The organism is Patescibacteria group bacterium, assembly GCA_028710985.1.
In the GTDB taxonomy this organism is placed as follows: domain Bacteria; phylum Patescibacteriota; class Patescibacteriia; order JAHJFT01; family JAHJFT01; genus JAQTTB01.
Genome location: JAQTTB010000001.1, coordinates 474,610 through 494,060, shown reverse-complemented (window position 1 = coordinate 494,060; position 19,451 = coordinate 474,610). Strand labels below are relative to the sequence as shown.

The following is a 19,451-nucleotide window of genomic DNA, read 5'->3' as shown; positions in this document are numbered from 1 at the left end:
TAGTATACCACAAAATAGGTGCATCAACAATTCACAGTTCGGGCCAGATTTACCCAGTCGGAAATGGCAAATTTTTCGGCGCGAATTTTGGGGTCTAACCCAAGGTCCTGGAATGCCGAAATTAGCGTAGTTTTAGGTAGATTCGTGTACTTTGCCAGATTAGAAATTGCCATCTTGCGGGGCGAGTGAAAACCGGCGCGAATCAGGCTCCGAACCGCCGCGATCCGCGCGCCATTGAGGACTTTTTTTGATTCAGGCCCGGAGAACGGCGTAATTTCCACAACCGCGGAGTCAACTTTCGGGCTCGGCAAAAAACTTCCGCGCGAAACATTGAAAAGTTTCTTGGCGCGACCGTGCAATTTCACAAGCAGCGACAGGAGGTTCTCGTAGCCATCCAAGGCGAGCAGGCGGTCGGCAACCTCACGCTGAACCATGATGATAATCCGGTCCGGCACGGGCTCGGTGGTTAAAAATTTTTCAATCACCGCCGAAGTAATCTGGTACGGCAGATTGGCGACCAGCGAATAACGCGGACAGCCGAGAATTTTTACGACTTCTGCGTTCGAAACGCGCAAAATGTCGGAAGTGAGAACCGTAACATTGGGCCAAACATACTCGGAGGCGAGCAGACCGACAATTTTTTTGTCAATTTCCACGGAAAGAACTCTTTTTGCCGTCGCAAGCCGGTCGGTGAGAATGCCGAGACCCGGTCCGATTTCCAAAACGCAATCCTTTTTGCCGATTTCCGCGACGGCCATAATTTTATCCACGATATTTTTGTCAGCCAAAAAATTTTGCCCCCGGCCGTGGATTGGACGAAGGTTGTATTTGGATAAAACCTGTTTTATTTTAGCTGGGGTGTCAAAACTCATTATTATATTAATGCATTAACTTTTTCTAATTCTCCCTTTGCCCTTGAATAATTTCTTTATTTTTTCACTGAGCCTTGGCTCATATTGATTATACCACTGCACTGTCTGGACAAGACCATCATCAAAACTGACTTTTGGCCGCCAATTTAATTCTCGATGCGCGCGACAGCAGTCGAGCACGCTCCGACGCTCTTCCCCGGGTTTGGCTTGACCATGAATGGGCTTTATGTTGCTTTTTAATATTTCCTTAAGTTTTTGGAACATTTCATTTACCGAAGTTTCTTTTCCTGTACCGACATTGAAAATTTTATGATGAGGGTTATCTACTTTAAGGGCAAGCATATTCGCTTCCACGACATCGCCAACATACACCCAATCTCTTGTATTCTTTCCGTCGCCAAATATCGTTGGCCGCTCGCCGACCAGAAGTTTTTTGACAAAAATCGCAATGGCACCGGCTTCGGCGGAACTATCCTGCCGCGGACCATAGACATTGGCATATCGCATACAAATCGACGTCAGCGGATTTTTCTCTATGTGTCTAAAACAATGCAGATATTCCTCAACGCTTAATTTTGAAACTCCATAGGGCGAATAGGGATGGGGAAGATAAGATTCGGGTGTTGGCAATTCCTGAGCGCCGCCATAAATTGCACCGCCGGATGAGGAAAAAATAAATTTTTTCACACGAATGCGCCGACTTGCTTCAATGACGTTAAGACCGCCGACGATATTTTCTTCGGCATCGGCCCATGGATTTTCAACCGAAAAACGAGGATTTATCTGCGCGGCAAAATGGAAAACATAATCAGGTTTTTCTCGTTTGAATATATTCATTATTTTTTTAATGTCCTTGATATCGCACTTATAAAACCTGGCTTTCAACGGAACGTTTTCGCGCTTTCCGGCAATTAAGCTGTCTATTACAACAACTTGAAATCCCTCACGCAATAAACGATCCGCCATGTGCGAACCGATAAATCCGGCGCCGCCGGTAACGATTGCTTTTTTGGACATATTATTATTTCTATTAATGCTTATTAAAAAAATTAAATGTATTTGCCACTAAGTTGAATCAAGAATTAGGAATCAGGAATTAGGGTATTAAAAAGATTCATGATTCCTGATTCATAATTCCTGATTCGCTCTTGCGCGTAAATCTCTCTTTCTAGCCAAATGTCGCAAATAGGCCTCCATAAACTGCTCCAATTCTCCGTTGAGCACGGCTTCGGTATCCGCGGTCTCATATTTGGTGCGGTGGTCTTTGACTAGATGGTACGGCTGAAGCACATAGCTCCGAATCTGATTGCCCCACTCGGCGGCCGCGTATTCGCCGCGGATTTCGGCTTTCTCGCGGCGCATTTTTTCTTCTTCGAGTTGATGGAGCTTTGCTTTGAGAATTTTCATGGCGGTTTCGCGATTCTGCTGCTGGGATCGTTCGTTCTGACATGAAACCGAAATCTTGGTCGGCAGATGCGTGATGCGCACGGCAGAGTAGGTCGTATTGACCGACTGACCGCCGTGCCCGGACGCGCAGAATGTATCAATGCGCAAATCGCTCGGATCAATCGCGATCTCCACACCTTCCGGAAGCTCGGGCAAAACTTCAACCAGAGCGAACGAAGTGTGGCGCATCTTTTCGGCGTCAAACGGCGAAATGCGCACCAGACGATGGACGCCGGCTTCGGATTTTAAATATCCGTAAGCCCAGGCGCCCTCGACGGCGAGGGTAATGCTCTTGAGACCACCCTCAACGCCGCGCGATTCATCAAGGATGCGCGCTCCCCAGCGGCGACGCTCACAGAAACGCGAAAACATGCGGAGCAGCATATCTGCCCAGTCCTGAGCCTCGCGGCCGCCAGTGCCGGCATGAATGGCCACAATGGCGTTCGCGCGATCGTACTTTCCACCGAAAAGAAGATAAAATTCTAATCGCTCGTAGCGTTTTTTGAGTTCAGCAAATTTTCCCGACGCTTCAGCGGACAAACTTTCATCCCCCTGGCTTTCCGCTAAATTACAAAGAGAAAGAAGCTCGCGCGCTTCTTTCTCTATTTTATCCCAAGTCTCAACCTCTTCTTTGAGGCTGTTGAGCTTTTGCGAAACCGCTTTGGCGTGCCCCGGATCAGCCCAAAAATCCGGCTGGCTCGCCTCGGACTCTAACGCCTTGATTTCTGATTTCAGGCGGTCGAGGTCAAAGTAACCCCCATGTCTTGGAGATTTGCGCAGTGAAATCTTCAAGTTCGCGGATAAGCTCTTTCATAAATTATATTTTGAGCTGTTTGGCAAAATCGGCCACAAACGGAATTTCCCAGGCCTCGCCCTGAAGCGCCTTAATGAGGGCGATGAGCGAAACCACGGCAAGTAGAATCGTGCCAAAAAAACCAATAATCCAACCGAGGATCGGGATCAGCGTGACGACCCAAACAATTACCCAGACAACAAACAAAACCAGACCCTGCTTGGCATGGAACTGGGCGAATGGGCTAGATTTTGCCGCGAATAGCGGTACCAAAAACAAGATGCAGAGATAGCCAATGGCCGCGAGAACCTTATTCTCGTCAATGTCCTTTTGATCAAATTTTTTTTCGTCTGCCATACTTTATATATTAATTCTTAAACGCAAATATTATACCACAAGTATCTTATAAATAAAATCTCAAATCTCAAAAATATATCTTATATCTAATATCTTTAGATTTGAGATCTAAGATTTGAGATTTTAGATTGTTCCATGATTAAAATGAGCCCGGCTTTTACCGAGCTCATCTTTGATTTAATAAACGTTCTCTCAATTTAGTACCCCATATCCATTCCGCCGGGCATGCCGCCCATCGGCGGGAAATTACCCTTTTTCTCCGGAATGTCAGTGACCGCGGCTTCGGTAGTGAGAATCAAGCCGGCGATTGACGCGGCATTCTGCAGGGCCGAGCGCGTCACCTTGGTCGGATCAACGATGCCGGCTTTGACCATATCTTCGTATTTGCCAGTGGCCGCGTTGTAACCGATTGTATTATTTTCTCGTTTAATATTTTCAACGACCACGGCGCCGTCCTGGCCGGCGTTTTCCGCGATCTGGCGCAGCGGCTCCTCGAGCGCGCGGCGCAGAATATTGATACCGATTAACTCTTCCGGATCGGTGGTAATGCCGTCAAGCGCGCTGATGGCGCGAATAAGCGCAACTCCACCGCCGGGCACGATACCCTCTTCAACTGCAGCCTTGGTCGCGCTGACCGCGTCTTCAATGCGGTGCTTTTTTTCTTTCATTTCGGTTTCCGTGGCCGCGCCGACTTTGATGACCCCGACACCGCCCGAGAGCTTGGCCAAACGCTCCTGAAGTTTTTCACGATCAAACTCGGAATCCGTGTTCGCTAAGAGTTTTTTGATTGATTCAACGCGGGCCTTAACCTTTTCCGCATCCCCGCGGCCTTCAATAATAGTAGTATTGTCTTTTGTGGAAATAACGCGGCGCGCCTGGCCGAGATCTTCAAGCGTGGCGTTCTCAAGCTTCAGTCCGACATCTTCGGAAATTACGCGGCCGCCGGTCATTACGGCAATGTCTTCAAGCATTTCCTTGCGGCGATCGCCGAATCCCGGCGCTTTCACCGCGAGCGAGTTGAACGTGCCTCGAAGCTTGTTCACGACAAGCGTGGCCAAAGCCTCACCCTCGATTTCATCGGCAATAATCACAAGCTCCTTTTTGCCGGTCTGCGCGACTTTTTCCAAAACCGGCAGAAGATCCTGCACTGAGGAAATCTTGCGGTCGGTGATCAAAATATGCGCGTCGTCATATTCGGCTTCCATGCGCTCGACGTTGGTAATCATGTACGGCGCGACATAACCCTTGTCAAATCGGAGCCCCTGCACCACTTCGGTTTCAATGCCGAATGACTGCGACTCCTCTACCGTGATAACGCCGTTTTCACCGACTTCTTTGATGGCGCGGGCGATTGTCTGGCCGATTTCCGCATCATTGGCCGAAATGGAAGCGACGTTGGCGATTTCTTCGCCGGTAACTGGTTTTGAAATTTTTTCCTTAAGTTCTTTCACAACCGCTTCAACGCCTTTTTCAATGCCACGGCGGATGGCGATTGGATTGGAGCCGGCCGTAACGTTTTTCAGGCCTTCCTGAATCATGGACTGGGCCAAAACGGTCGCGGTGGTGGTGCCGTCGCCGGCAACATCATTGGTTTTTGACGCGACTTCTTTTACGAGCTCGGCGCCCACATTTTCAAACTTGTCTTCAAGATCAATTTCTTTTGCCACGGTGACACCGTCTTTGGTAATGACCGGCGAACCGAAGCCCTTGTCCAAAACAACGTTCCGTCCCTTGGGACCAAGCGTAATCTTCACCGCATTCGCGAGCTTGTCAACGCCCCGCTTTATGGCTTGGCGCGCCTCCTCGTTAAAAAATATCTGTTTTGCCATATTGCTATATTTTTAATTAATAATAATCGCGAGAATTTTCTCGTGATCCAGAATCTTGTGATGAACCTTATTGATTTCAACTTCTTCGCCTCCCCATTTTTCAAAAATCACAATATCGCCCGGCTTAAGCCCGAGCTTGGCGACTTTTTCGCCGGCGCCGATGGCAATGACTTCGCCTTCGGCCTTTTTTTCTTTCTCCACGGTGTCAGGCAGAACGATGCCGTGTTCGGTAACTTCTTCTTCAAGATTTGGCTTAACCAATACGCGGTCGCCCAATGGTTTTATTGTCATATTTTATATTATTATTAATCTTATTTTAGCAGTCAAATAAACCGACTGCCATTTGTTTACGTTAGATGATTTTAATACACAACGCGCCTGCTGTCAAGAGCGGATAAAATAAAAAAAATGGAGGCTATTTCTAGCCTCAAGAAAGGATCGGGGAACAGCAAGTTACTACTCGGTTTTCTTGATCTTCCATTCGGTCTGCTGGCCGCACTGGCCGCAGAACTTGTACTGCTCATCGGCCAGGCCGTGCTTCGGACAGCAGCGGACGAAGATGAGAATCGGGTTAACCGCCTGCTTTCTCACCTCGCTGATCTCGACCAGGAAGGTCCGAGGATCGCAATCGATCCTTTTCTTTGCCAGCTGGTCGCGAATCGTATACTCCATCGCGGTCTTGGGATCCACGCCGACCTGGAAGCTAAAAATATCGTTGACGAGCGTGATGCCGTTCCGCTTTATCACGACACGGCAAATGGTGCTGTAAATGAGTGCCTTCTGATTCTCCACGATATCCTCCTTTTATATTCAAAGGGCGTCATACCAACTTAATATAAGATTAATAATTTGTCAATACATAAAAAATGAGGCCCCGGGATGGAGCCTCAAAGAGACTAGTAAAGACTGACGCGAAAATTGCAGCCGCCTGAACCATTGGCTTCGGGAATCGCGGAGTAAGAGATGCCCCGCCAGGTGAGGCTGATCGTTCCGCCCGTGCTCGCCGGCCAGTTGGCGCAGGCCCAGGATGAACCGTACTGGATGTTGAAAACCGCAAAGGTGCCGGCGGGCTGATCAAGCTCGCACTCAAGGGACGAGCCGCTTGCGGCGCGGCAGCGTTCGGCCCACGGCGCGCGCAGAGTGCCGCCGGCCGAGTATCCGCTCCAGTCGGAGTAGATGATGGTTCCGGAAAATGCGGCCGGCGCGGTGTAGCGCACCACAAGACGATCAACCGGCATGGGCGGGGTCGCGCAATGCGGATCGTCGGCGCAATTCGGATCGTCGCAGTCCACTCCCCAGACACAGTCGTTGTCGCGGCCGTCGTCGCAAATCTCAACCGCGTCGGGATTAATGAGCGGATTTGTGTCATCGCAATCGCCTTCAGCAATGGTGTAGCCGTCGACGTCGTTATCGGGATCATGGGGTTCGGGTTCAGGCGGTGTTGTGCCGCCGGAAATCTGGCAGATGCTCGCATTGGGTAAATATCCGGGCACCGGAGCCGCGGACATTGTTCCCTGCTCAACCGCTTCGCCTTGGGCGAGAAGGCAGAATCCGCTCTCCCAATCCATGCGGCGCTTGCCGCTTGCGGAATCGATGTAGGCGGCCGAGATCGGCGCGCCGAAATGGCGCTCGCCGTCATGGGTGATGTAATATCCCCAGAACTGGTCCATGACCGAGATGGCGCGATTTGCGCCGCCGTAAGCATAATTCTCGGAATCGTAGAAAATCACGAACCAGCCGTGCGGACCGCCGTTAAAGTCCTGCACTAGATAACGATATCCGCTCCAGAGATGCAGTTCGGCCGGATTACCGAATTGAGCAACCGGTTCGCCGGCCAGCGTTTCGCGGCCAAGCGCGTTATACGCTTCAACCACGGCATAGCTCGCGAGCCGATTCCACGCCGATGGCCCGGCAATCTCACCGGGTGCGGCATCATCCGGCCAGGCATGAAAGCTCGCGTTCGCGCCGTCCCAGGAGAGATATCCTCCGATGCCGTCTTGCCGCGTGTCGCCGGCCGAATCAACGTATTCGTTGTTCAGGGGCGCGATGAATGGCGATGCCGGACCGTGGCTCGCCATATACCAATCGTACAGACGGCCATGAATTATGACCGCTTCGCGCGCGCCGCGCAGAGCGTCGTAGACCAGTGCGGCGCGGCCGACCAGGCCACCCTCAAACGGCAGAATGTGAATATTGGCGCGATGCGCGGATTCATTGTCGCAGAGCAAATCCGCGTCGCCGTCATCGTCCGCGCAGCGCGCGTATGAATCGTACCAGCGCGCCTCTTCGCTCGGCTCGCCGAGCATGGAGGGGCCGCCGGCTGACCAGTAGGCGCGGTCGTACGGACCGGTGTTGCGGGATGAGTACGAACGGCCTTCCTGCGGCACGCCGTCGGATTCCAGAAAGTTCAGCGGCAGGGTCTGCGACGAGCCGTCGGCCACCTCGTCATAATGCAGGTGGCACGCGGTTGAGTAACCGCTCGTGCCCATGGTGCCGAGCGCCTGGCCCTCAAGAACCGGCTGGCCGCGGCGCACCATGACGTCGCGAAGATGAAAATAACGGCCAACGCGGCCGTCGGAGTAGCGGACGTAGACATGATTGCCGGTGCCGGTTCCGGACCGGTCGGCTAAGCCGGCAACCGCTTCAATCACCGTGCCGCCGGCGGCCGCGATAATCGGCACTCCCCGATCTTCGCAGCCGGGTCCGGCCGTAAAGTCCACGGCTTTGGCGAGCGCGCCCAAGCGATAGTGCGTACTCGCCGGATCGGCCTGGTCATTCCCCTGCGAGACCGTGACCGTGGTGTTCGGAAGGAAGGGCAGACGGCGTTCGCCGGCCGGACCTCCCTCGTCGGATGGACTCTCCTCCATGTCGTAGCGGGTTTCGCAGCCGCAGATGAGAATCATGGCCGCGATGAGCGCGACGAAATGCACAACCTTCATTTTCCACCTCCTCGTGGATTTTCAAAGTGCAAGCATAATTACCTGCCGCATGCCCGGCCGGCACATAACTAAATTATTGCTTGACTTTGAAGGTCGGCACGATTTCGGAGAGCAGGCCGCCGACCTCGGCGCCCGCCGCTTTGGCGGAAATAATGTATAAAGAATCCGGAGACGAGTTATAAATATATGTTATCCGTTTGCCCGCAGCGGCTTCTGAAATATTTTTTTTAAAATCCAGCCCGCCAATTGTAATTGATTCGGCGCTGGAAATTTTTTCACCCGGTTCTTTGAATTGCGGAAAATCATTTTCAAACTTTTGGATGAATGCGGCGGATTCCTCGGCGGTGGCGCCCATATCCTGCGGATGAACCGCGTAGATTGAAATATCGTTCCATTCGGCATCCGGCTGAGATGACGAACCGCTTAAGCGCACAATGCCCACGGAGACAATACGGCCGGCGGCTTCGGATTTTTCATAGGCTCCGGCCAGATCATAAAATGCGATTTCTTGCGACACGGATAAATATTCGGGGTAAGAAATCTCAAAACCCAATTTTTCGCTTGCGAAAATTGATAATCGTTCCGCGTTCGGTTCAACCGGCGGAACGGCGGATAATTCCTCGGACGGCAATGGCGGCACAAGACGATTTGCCGGCATCTGCCAGAATATCATGACAATAAGAATCACGGCTAAAATAACGAGAACGAGAATGGCGATGATGTATGTTTTCATTCGCATATTGTTGTTTATGTATTAATTATAAATTTTTATATCAGACTAGGTCAAATTTGAGGTGTTGAAAATAATTAATTACATTCGCGCGTCTTCTTATGCATTAACGTTATTCATATATTTATGCAATATCCCGCGTGCGTGTCGGTAAATTGTGACATGGAATAATTATATTTTTGGATTGAATGTCGATTATTTTCAATGTTATGATATGAACGTATGATTAACATGAATCAACGCGCGCGAAAACGAAACCGATATCAAAAACGCGATTATTCCCGCCCGAGTATATATTATGTAACAATATGTACCGATGGAAAAAAATGTTTTTTTGGAAATATTGTAAAAAATGAAATGCGGCGTTCAGCGATTGGTGAAATCGCGGACCGATGTTGGAATTATTTACCAATTCATTTTCCGAATATTGATTTGGGGCAATACATTGTTATGCCCGACCATTTTCATGGATTAATATTTATTCGGAATGCGTACGGCGGGCAATGGACGGACGGGGTGGACGATTCGCATGGCGGGCAATGGACGGACGTAGGGGTCGCATATATGCGACCCCTACAACGCGACGTACAACGCGACGTACAACGGGATAAAATGTTGTTGCCAAAAATTATCCATGAATTTAAATCCGCGGTTACCCGAATCGCGAATCAAAACGAGGATGAATATTTTCAATGGCAACGTTCATATTATGACCACATCGTCCGCGACGCATGGGATTTACGACGCATTACGAATTACATCAAAAATAATCCCAAAAATTGGAAAAACATTCTTGATCCGTGTAAATAATTTGGCGAATATTACGCAAATATTCACCGTCTCCCCCTTGACAAGCCCTTGAATCCGTGATATAATTGCGCGATAATAAAAATGGACCAATCCTGGCCCATTGCCCTTTGAACCACCCCCGAATTGACCATAGGAGGAAACGATCATGAAGGGGAAATACATCATCCTGGCCCTGGCGGCCATGTTCGCGTTCGCGTGCGAAACCACCGACAACCCGGCCGACACCACGACCGACTCGGACGCAACGCCAGACTCGGTAACCTACGGAATTCTTTCCGTGGACACCACGCCCGCCGGCGCGACCCTGTACCTCAACGAAGAGGTCAAGGGCACAACGCCCACGGTCATCGCCGACCTCACACCCGGACAGTACCAGGTGCGCATCACGCTCGCCGGATATGACGAATACTCCGGCGTAGTGGATGTGGCATCCGGAACAACCACGCCCGTGGATGTTTCCCTGGACCCGGCGGTCCCGACCTGCGACTACGACCTCACCGGACGGTGGGTGGAGGATGTCTCGACGAGCATCTGCGACGTAGGTCAGGATGGCTGTACGGTGAATGGTCTCTGCGGTGCCAGTCTCCTCTACATGGAGGGAAGTTCTCTCCGCTACGAAGATGCGGACGAAACCATCACCGGCACGGTCGCGGACAACAACCACGTCACAATTCACATCATCAACTCGTTCGGTTCTGACGACCTTTCTTACACGCGCGTCTTCTGACCCGCGGTCTGACCTTCGGTCGCCTCCTCAAGAGCACCAACCCCCTGTTGGCGCTCTCTTTTTTTTAAAAACAAAATCGTCCTCACCATCCATCAGGACGATTTATTATTTTTTATTTATTTATTTTGATGTAGCCATCAAACTCGGTCCAATGTGGATCATCCCTTGTAATAAAGCATTCATCCTCATAGCACCCCTCACCCAATCCATTGCAGTCGCCGTTGCACCAGCCCCAGTTATCCTGAACCTGGACGCGCGGGCGGTAATAACAGGCAGTCGCGGTTTTGCAGCCATTGGCCGGAATGCTGTCTGACGAAGCCGGCGAACCGCTGAACGGACAAGTACCAAGCTCGTCGCCGCCATCGCAAAGATAAGTGTGTTCAAACTGGAAAAATCCCTCGCTGCAGGCTTTGTCATCATTGCCAAAGTGCGGCACGCCGCTTAGATCCGGCTGGCACGTGCCGGTGCCGGACGGGCAGTCGCTCGATGTCTTGCAGGTCATGCCCGGAGCGTCCGAACATTCCAGGGAATCACTGTCGCAATAAGGCTTATAGTTTTTGTATTTGCTCGCCGAGGTCATGTCTTTGGGACTTGAGTCTCCCCAGTCCACGGTGCGCGAAACAATTGGCATCTGATTATGGTCGGCCCAGGCATAAAAGCGGATGGTTGCCTTGAGCTGTTCCTGGCCGGTGATGGTGCCGTAATACCAGTTGTTCACATCAAAACCGTTAAGCTTGGCAATGCGGCAGGTGCCGGTTGATTGATCGCATTTGGTAAAATCAATGGCCGCGACGGTCGGCGGAACGCCCTGGCTTTCGGCCGTGTCGGAGACAGAGGCCGGAACGCTCTTTTCGTAAAAGTCACGCTCTGCCGGAACAGCGTCTACTGTACAAGAAAATGACTGGCCGCAAATGCTTGAGCCCGGATCACATTCGGCGCCAGACAATAGTCCGTCGCTGCAGCGATAAACATTTGTCGCGCACATGGCATTTGAAATTATGCACTGCGAGTTATCGGAACAGAAAACTTTTTCCGATATGCTGTCAAAGCCGCCGCCCGTGCAAACACCGCTGTCGCAAAAGCCGTTCATGGCATTAATGCCGCAATCGCTTTGTCCGCTGCATGACTCGCCATGTTTTAGCCCGCCATAGCACTGATAAATTGTCTGACCATCGCTAATATGCCAATCAATACACACCCCCGAAGTCTGACAGAATTCATCACCGGCCCGTTCGGCGTCAACGGTTAAATTGATGGTGCCCTCGGGAGACGGAAAATTATTCGTGCCCTCATCCGGGTATTCAATATCGCCGCACAGCGCGCTGCCGCGCAAGCTGCCGGTGCAAATGCCTTCGCCTTCCTCAATCACCCCATATCGTCCGCCGCCGGTATCGCCGTAAACAGTGGTGTCTGGATTTGGATAGCAATATCCGGACTCGCCCTGGCAATAATCATTTATTGCGCAATTTCGATCGCCGGCGAGCGGACCGATATCGCATTCAAGAGACTGCACGCACGAACCGGGCGGATCATTATCACATGTGTTGCCCTCGCCATTGCAGGGAATATAGAAACCCGTTCCTTCCGACCAGCCGCCGGACGGTTCGCATTTGCCCTGTTTATAGCCCGGCTCCCACTCAAATATTTTATAAACCGCAGTAAATAACTGCTGAAGATTGCCCAGGGCGCGCGTTAAAGTATTAAAATTTAAATCATCGAGTTCTTCTTTGGCGCATGCGCCCTTACAACCAAGGGATGAACCGGCGAGAGTGTAATCTTCCGGAATCAGGCTCAAGTCCGGCGTACCGACAGAATTTTTGTCTTTCCGATTATCGCCGACAATCCACGGCAATTTTTGGCCAAGCGGCGACTCGTAACTTTGCGCCGAACCAAAGGGCGCGAAAGTCTGCGGATATTTATATTCGCTGCCAACAATCATTAAAAAATTCGTTGCCTGATAAAGCCGGTCGGTATAGGCCTTGTTTTCTCCGCTCGCCTTTACCACCTGGGCGACAGATTCGCAATTTTCCGCAAGGTGAAAAACGACTTTAAATTTCACCCAGGCGCGCGGCTTGCTTGTGCCATTGCAGGTTGTGGTCCAAAATCCGCGGAATTTGCCGTTTGCGTCAAAGATGGCGCGAATGGCAAAATAGCTCTTTGAATCGCTGTAATCATTTTCGCATGAAGCGTCTTCGGTTACATGCTCATATTTATATTCTCCGGAAAACGCATAATTGGCCTGCGTGAGAATCGGCGGAGCGCTTGACGGAATTTTTGTTTCTTCGGGAATGCCCCAGCTTGTTTCCCAGGCTTTGAATCCGTTTTTCAATTCAACTTCATTCTGGCGGCTTAATATATTGTTTCCGTCTTCGTAAAAATCTTCAGTATCACTGTTTTGGCCATCCGGCCACAACTTGGGATTATGCGCGCCGTCAACCGCGAGTTCAATGGCAACGATTTCGTCAAGATAATAATTTTCGTATTGTGTTGCCGGCAAAAATCTTTCTGAATAATCCTTGGTGTCGGCCGTATAGACCAAAAGATTCCAGGCCGAATCTTCAGAAGCCGTATAGCTGCCATAAAATTTACCCGTGGCACAGGCGCTGTAAGAACCAAAGTCGTGGCACACGGACTTTTCCTGGCCCGTTGCATCCGGACAATTAATAGCGCCAGTGCACAGCACCCCGGGGAATAATACGCCCGGCGGATCTTTTGTCCACTTTGTGGTACTGGCAATATTATCGCGCGTTATGACTTCATAATCTTCGCCAGCCCGAGTCGGTCCAATGGAATTGCGGATGCCCCGCGCCTCGGCGCACCAGTAGCGGCCGGTGTTGGTCGGATTATATCCGGCATTGGGGAAAAGATTATAAACATCCTGTCCGCCGGAAAGAATGTAAGACGGATACCAGGTCAGGCAGGCAAAATCTTCGGTGCTGCCGTTCAATGGCGTGCGCAAATCGCGCTCCAGGCACTGGCCGAGCCAGCCCACGAATTTGTCGGCGCGCTCAACCGCCTGGCAGGCGCCGCCCGAAGTAATCGCGCCGCAGGTTTTTTGATTATCCGCGGAATCGGCCGGCAGGGTGTCGTCGTATTCCGCGCCCGGCACGCACGAAAGCCCGGAACGCGGGCCATTGAGGCAGATGCCTTTGGGAATATTAACTTCATTGGTGGAATAAAATTTCGTGACCGCGCCGTTTCCAAATTCAACTTTTTGATAATCGCATTCGCAGTCCTGATACGTGATTTCGTTTTCATCGCGCACGCCGTCGCTGTTCAGATCTTCCCAGATCGACTGCTCGCAGATATTGGCGCGTTTGAAGTTGGGGTCAATGGTGGTCATTTTTCCGTTCTCCCACTCGGCCACGCTTGAGGGGAACGGCGCGCCTTCTTCCGGATAAGCGCGGCAGGACTGGCCGACCACGCGGTATTTGTTTTCCCCGGCGGTAAGCGACGTATATAATTCCGCCGATGTTCCGGCCGTGGGCAGGGCTTCGCCGTTGATGGCATAAACGCATTTTTGGGCAACGCAGACACCCTTGTTGCCGAGCGCGTTCGCGTCTCCGCATGTCTGGCCAGTAGCCACGCCGGCGCCGCAGCCGGTTTCAACATAAGCAACGCGCAAATCCGGCAGGCTTGAACCGGCGACAATACTGCTCAAATCAATGGGCGAAAGCTCGTCAATGGAATAATAATTCGGAATGGCGTAGCCCGAATAATCCTGGCCTTCCCAGGAAACATCGCGCGCGGTGTAAAGCGCTTCGGAAAGCACGTCTTCGGCGTGTTCGCTCTCAATAAAATGAACGCACTCGCTGGAATCCCCGACCGGGGCAAACTCGTCGCAAAGCCCGAGGCTGGTGCAGATTTTTTTGTATTTTTGCGTTTCATTGTCCCAGACCGAAACCGAACTGCGGCACGCCAGCCACTCGCCGCATTCGCGGTCGCGGCGGACTTTCAATAATTCATTTGAATCATTGCGCAGGAGCTCTTTGGCCATATCCACGCAAAGATCGCCGACGGTACAGCCCGGATTGCCGGCCGCGCAAACCGAACCGGCCTCGCACGAACCGGTGTATTGATAAATATTCTGTTCCGGAATCCAGTGCCGCCATTTGCTGCCAAAACTTGAAATCTCACCGCAACCCCTGTAGCCCGAACAGTCGCCGGCATCGCGACAGTTATGGCCGAACCGGTACGGAACAAACGCTTCCGGGCCGAATTCTTTATCAAAGCAAACCTTGGTACAATACGGACTATCGCTTTTGAGGCAATCGATTGTGGCAACAGCGGCGAAATTATTGTCCTCGCTCGTGAGATAAGTCGCCCAGGAATTTTCTGTCTTGGTTGACTTTGAAGTACTGTTAAATAAGGCGCAGCCCGCGCTTTTGGAGGCCGAACCAGCGCAGCTCTTAGTATCAAGCGTGTCGTTATCCAAATAATAATATGATTTGCCCTGCGGCTCATCGGCCGAAGTGTCGGCTGGATCGGTAAATTTGGTGCAGGTGCTCATGTCGGCCGGGCAGTTGCCGTACCAGGCGTCATAGCCCGAGTCGCCGTTTTTCCAGATACCGTACGAGTTGCCGGCGCCGAGATACGACCCATAGCACGGGTCTTCGGTGCCGGTGCGGAACCAACCCGAATATTCCAGCCCGGCAATTTTCACCTTTTCCTTAAATTCGCAGGTTTTGTCTTCCGGATGTTTGAAATAATAAGTTCCGGTATCGCCCTTGAATTCGTCGCAGTAGGCTTCTTCGGTGAGGCAGAGCGAGTTGGAATAATTTTCCGGATCGTTCACGAGATATACATCATCGTACGAGAGCACGGTATGACCATCCTGATCCAAAATCGGGCGACCCATCGCTTCGCAACCTTTGGCGTCGGCGCCGCAGGCCATGTTCTCGTCATATACATAATATGAAAGCGTGTCGCCGGGCACCGTGACTTCGGCGCCGTCCTCTCCCTGATTGAATATCTGTTTCGCGGTTGACGCGGAATTGTAAGTATCAATAAAAGCTTCGCAGCCCACCGCCCCTTCGCTGCAAAGGCGATCGAATGATTTAAAATATTTTTCCTGATTTTCGCTGTCCGTGTAGGCGCGGCAACCGAGTTGGGCGCGCGGCAGGTAGACGCCCTGATTATTCATGTCGCACACCATCGGCGTATACCAGGAGTTGCGAATTAAATAAAGATGATCCGATACGCGAGTGAGCCGGATGTTGTCCAGATACGAATCAACCGCAAATCCGCTGAAGCTAACCACTGAACCTATCCCCGCCTCACTCATGAGCAGGGGCCCGACCTGATAATTTGCCCATTCCGAACCGAGGGCGACGCTGCCGAGCGGCTCGCCGTCAATTTGCGCGGCCACCGTGCCTTGTCCCTTGGCCCAGAAACTCAAAATATAAGTTTCGCCCGCGGTTAATTCCCAGGTTTTGGAAACCGCGGCCCCGGACGCGGCTTTGAGCGAATGCCCGCCGAGCGTGACGGATTCGGTGCTCACGGCCCCGCCCTGCCAATCCTGGGTTGTGTTATTTTCAAATTCGTCAAAAAATTCTTCCTCAACATTGCGGCTCGTCGGGCCGGTGTAGGCGCGGCAGCCCGCGGATTCGGCGCCGCAGCGCTGGCTCTCGGACGGATAGCCCAGATAAATGCATTCTCCGGCCGCGCTCCACTGGCCGCCGGTTGATTCGCAATCCGCCTCCCCGGTTGCTTCGGTTTTGCGGTAGCGATAGCATTCATCGGTGGAAATAATGGTATCTGAATAATTGCGATAAAAAATTCCGCCGGCGGTATTGTAAAATTCGCGGCAGTTGGCGTCGGTTTTAAAATCTTCCGAGCAGTCGCGCTCGTCATAGTCCGCGGTGCCGACGGCTGGATCATTACAGGTCCCGCCCGGCGCGAGCGTGGTACACGGGCCGGCGTCCTTGTCGCTCGCCTTGAGCACCCACGTCTTGAGCTGATAGCCGGCGGTGTCCGAGCCCTCCCAGGTATAAAACGTTTCGCTGTCCGCGGCCGGCTTCTGGCAGGAGCGGATTGAAGTGAAATAATTTTTGGATTCCCCACCAGCTTCAGCGGCATCTAAGTTGGTAAATTCATCGCAGCCCACGACACTCGCTTCACACATCTCGGCGGTATCCGGAATTAAGTAAAGCGGGAATTTGGCCGCGGCGGTCCACTGACTCGGCTCTTCGCGGAAGGTGTCGTAGCCGACGCATTCGGCCGGACAAATATTCTCGCCGGTCGCGACCGCGGCAAGCGCCGGATCGCCGTTTGTTGGATAATACATTGAACAGCCGACATCCGATGCCAGGCATTGGCGCAGATAATTGGAACATTCGGCCGGATCGGTTGAGGCGCCGGTGCATCCCAGATATTCGGGCGGTTTTTTAAGATAAACACTCCCGGCTCCGCTGGAAATCCCTTCATGAAACGCGGTTACGGTTTCGGATTCTTCAAGCTGGACGGCGTCAATCCAGGTGCCGTCCTGGCTATAGAGAAATATCTGGCCGATAAAATATCCCTTGGGCGAAGCCGCGGCAACCGGAGTGGTAAAGGTGCAGGAATAGCGCGCGTATTCGGTGGGCGGTGCAATCTGATTAAAATAAACTGATTCATTTACCCCGCCTTCGCCAAATTGGGTGCCGCGCGTGCAATTGGTTCCAGAAAAATAATATGGCGTGAGATCGGCTTTGACACGATCGCTCTTCAGGACTGAAACACCGGCGAGAAGCGTGGCGCGGCTGGAAGTCCGCGCGTAAAAAGAGAATGTGTAAAATCTTGAAGCATTGAGTTTGACTTCGGCGGCTAAGCCGGTGCCGGGCGAAACCGCCGCGACCCCGTCGTAAGATTTGTCCCCCGTGGCGTCCAGGGTAGTTGCCGCGCTGGTGTATTTGGAATTATCGCGGGCGGCAACCCAGTTCTCGGGCATGGCCGGATTTTCGGCGGACGCGGTTTCAAAACTCGGATTGGGCAGAATATTCAAAGTCGCTCCGGTCGCCGTGGCACGGATCATTTCCGTGCAGCCGGCGTCCGAAGCCGAACATTCGGCCGCGTTTTTGTTTAAATAAATGGCGCCCGCGGTCGCGACCATGGTTTTATCCGTGGAATTATAACTTGCGGTCGCGGTCCAGTTGTCGCCGGCCTTTTCGCGCGCGTACCAGCGACAGCCAACATTTTCCGAAGTGCAGGCGCCGTAATTTACGGTATTTAATAAATACGAAACCTGATTGCCGCTCCGGTCTTCAAGCGCGATGCAGGACTCGTAACGCGCCGGACACTGGTCGCCGTCAAAATGCCAGGTATTTTTTTCGCGGGTGCAGTATCCCCAACCCCCGACACAGGATCCGCCGTCATCAACCGCAATGCAAGTCGGCGAATCAACGCAGGTTTCGGAACGCAGGCTGTTTTCGGCGGTGAGCAGGGTTGAACCGTAGACCGAAGCGCGGCACTGGGTAAGCGGATATTTGATAATCCAGTTTGGATCGACGAGGTGGCACCACGGATGTTCGGAATCCACAACCGGCCGGCCATCGGCATCGGTTCCGCAGTCATAGAAAGCATCCATGGCCTGGCTCAAGGTTATCTGCGAAGCCGAGGCGCCGCTTTTTTGCGCGGCAATTTCCCAACCGATCGGGACGATGCGCGCCTTGCGAAGTTTGACTAAATTTGAATAGCAATATCCGTAGGTGTAGCAAAAAATATCCGTGTTGCGGGCGCGGTCATACGAGGAAATAAGCGGCCAGTCGCCGCGGAGCAGGCCCTGATTAATCGCCTCTTTGACCGAGAGCGGGGTACCGGATTGTTCCCGCCGCAGGGCTTCGGAAAATCCCTGGTCAATTACGCAGTTATTCGGGCTGGCGAACTGGGAGGGGCAGACCGAAAAATCAGTCACCTGATCAAAAACCTCGGCCTCTTTAATCGGCGGGGTAATCAGATCGGACTGCATCTCCTGCGCCACCTCGCGCGTGCCGACGAGCGAAAATTCAGGATTAATGAGTGCGCCGGTATTTTTTCCCTTTTTCTGAAAACTAATTAAACCCTTGTTAAATATTTTTTCCAATAATTTTCCGGCCAGGGTATTCACGAATGTGCCAAGCGCGGAAGTGAGAATCTGCGTCGCGCCGGCGCCGAGCGCCGAACCCATCATCTGGACATTAGTTTGCTGGGATTCTTCGCCGCTCTTTGAAAGGTCTTTGGCTTTTTGGGCGATGACCTGGGCTGGAGTCTGGACCTCGCCGGAAATAATGCCGGTCTTGGCCAAAAATCCTTCCCCCTCCTCGCGTTCCAGGGTTTTTAATTTTTCCATTTCATAAACCTGAACCGAAAGATTGCGGCTGGCTTCAAGGGTAATGGAAAGCGGCGACTGGCCGGGTTCAAACATCACGCCCGAGCGCTGAAGAACCTCGCCGGTGGTAAAGTCTTCGGTAAACTCGGTCCAGTTTTCGGAAATATTGCTCCACTCGCATTTTGGCTCCGGGCCTTCGCCCACCGGAATATATGGTTTGACCAAACTGGTCTGAAGTTTTGCCACAAGGCCGGGCGGACCGGGATTACAGAGATCTAGGCCCTCAAATCCTTCGGACAAAGTGCCCACAAATTCGCCGACCGCGCCGAGCGATGCGTCTTTAAAATAATCGCCCCAGCCCTTGGTGGAAAAAAGCGGCATCTGGCCCTTACCGCCGGAAACCAAAGCTACGGCGGCGTCGTAGGCGAGCTTTTGTGCGAAATAATTTGCTGCGTTAATTACGGCAACGCCGGCCACGCCGACAAGCAGGGTCTTTATAAAATCTTTTACATTTTTTATGGTGACTGCCTGGCCGGTAACCGGATCCGTTACTACCAGTTGAGCGCGCGCGTAATGAATCGGCACGAGCAGGAGATTGCAAACAAAAACAAAACAAACAAGCGCAACGATTGTCCGCATTGTTTGTTGTTTTAAACGCATCATA

At 52.1% G+C, this 19,451-nt stretch carries 12 protein-coding genes; 2 read left to right on the top strand and 10 right to left on the bottom strand.

Translation table 11 applies throughout. The annotated features are described in order from the left end of the window. Positions 1 to 23: 23 nt before the first annotated feature. From rsmA to PHW53_02345, 9 genes are all read right to left on the bottom strand, one after another. A complete protein-coding gene (rsmA, locus tag PHW53_02385; protein ID MDD4995286.1) occupies positions 24 to 872 on the bottom strand; it encodes a 16S rRNA (adenine(1518)-N(6)/adenine(1519)-N(6))-dimethyltransferase RsmA in 849 nt (282 codons plus the stop codon). Positions 873 to 887: 15 nt separating this feature from the next. Continuing rightward, a complete protein-coding gene (locus PHW53_02380) occupies positions 888 to 1,889 on the bottom strand; it encodes a GDP-mannose 4,6-dehydratase (protein ID MDD4995285.1) in 1,002 nt (333 codons plus the stop codon). A gap of 111 nt (positions 1,890 to 2,000) precedes the next feature. Then, positions 2,001 to 3,132, bottom strand: a protein-coding gene (gene prfB / locus PHW53_02375) for a peptide chain release factor 2 (protein ID MDD4995284.1) whose coding sequence is annotated in 2 segments (ribosomal slippage) — positions 2,001 to 3,077 and positions 3,079 to 3,132 — 1,131 coding nt in all. Because the reading frame shifts where the segments join, the coding sequence is not laid out codon by codon here. 3 nt (positions 3,133 to 3,135) lie between these two features. Then, positions 3,136 to 3,468, bottom strand: coding sequence for a DUF4870 domain-containing protein (locus PHW53_02370; protein ID MDD4995283.1), 333 nt, complete (start codon positions 3,466 to 3,468; stop codon positions 3,136 to 3,138). A 197-nt stretch (positions 3,469 to 3,665) separates the two neighbouring features. Next, positions 3,666 to 5,297, bottom strand: coding sequence for a chaperonin GroEL (groL, locus tag PHW53_02365; protein ID MDD4995282.1), 1,632 nt, complete (start codon positions 5,295 to 5,297; stop codon positions 3,666 to 3,668). 12 nt (positions 5,298 to 5,309) lie between these two features. After that, a complete protein-coding gene (locus tag PHW53_02360; GenBank protein MDD4995281.1) occupies positions 5,310 to 5,588 on the bottom strand; it encodes a co-chaperone GroES in 279 nt (92 codons plus the stop codon). 165 nt (positions 5,589 to 5,753) lie between these two features. After that, on the bottom strand, positions 5,754 to 6,089 hold the full coding sequence (locus PHW53_02355; GenBank protein ID MDD4995280.1) for a hypothetical protein: 336 nt from the start codon (positions 6,087 to 6,089) through the stop codon (positions 5,754 to 5,756). Positions 6,090 to 6,193: 104 nt separating this feature from the next. Next, entirely contained in the window at positions 6,194 to 8,236 is a 2,043-nt protein-coding gene (locus PHW53_02350; GenBank protein ID MDD4995279.1) for a peptidoglycan DD-metalloendopeptidase family protein, read from the bottom strand. A 73-nt stretch (positions 8,237 to 8,309) separates the two neighbouring features. Then, positions 8,310 to 8,975: a hypothetical protein gene (locus PHW53_02345; GenBank protein MDD4995278.1), complete on the bottom strand. Its 666-nt coding sequence runs from the start codon at positions 8,973 to 8,975 to the stop codon at positions 8,310 to 8,312. Positions 8,976 to 9,416: 441 nt separating this feature from the next. Between PHW53_02345 and PHW53_02340 the strand changes: the two genes are divergently transcribed. Both PHW53_02340 and PHW53_02335 read left to right on the top strand, forming a co-directional pair. Beyond that, a complete protein-coding gene (locus tag PHW53_02340; GenBank protein MDD4995277.1) occupies positions 9,417 to 9,776 on the top strand; it encodes a transposase in 360 nt (119 codons plus the stop codon). A 145-nt stretch (positions 9,777 to 9,921) separates the two neighbouring features. Next, entirely contained in the window at positions 9,922 to 10,503 is a 582-nt protein-coding gene (locus PHW53_02335; GenBank protein MDD4995276.1) for a PEGA domain-containing protein, read from the top strand. Positions 10,504 to 10,615: 112 nt separating this feature from the next. Here the strand turns inward: PHW53_02335 and PHW53_02330 are convergent, their stop codons facing one another. Continuing rightward, the gene (locus PHW53_02330) at positions 10,616 to 19,450 is read right to left on the bottom strand and encodes a hypothetical protein (GenBank protein MDD4995275.1); all 8,835 of its coding nucleotides are present in this window, start codon (positions 19,448 to 19,450) and stop codon (positions 10,616 to 10,618) included. Position 19,451 lies beyond the last annotated feature (1 nt).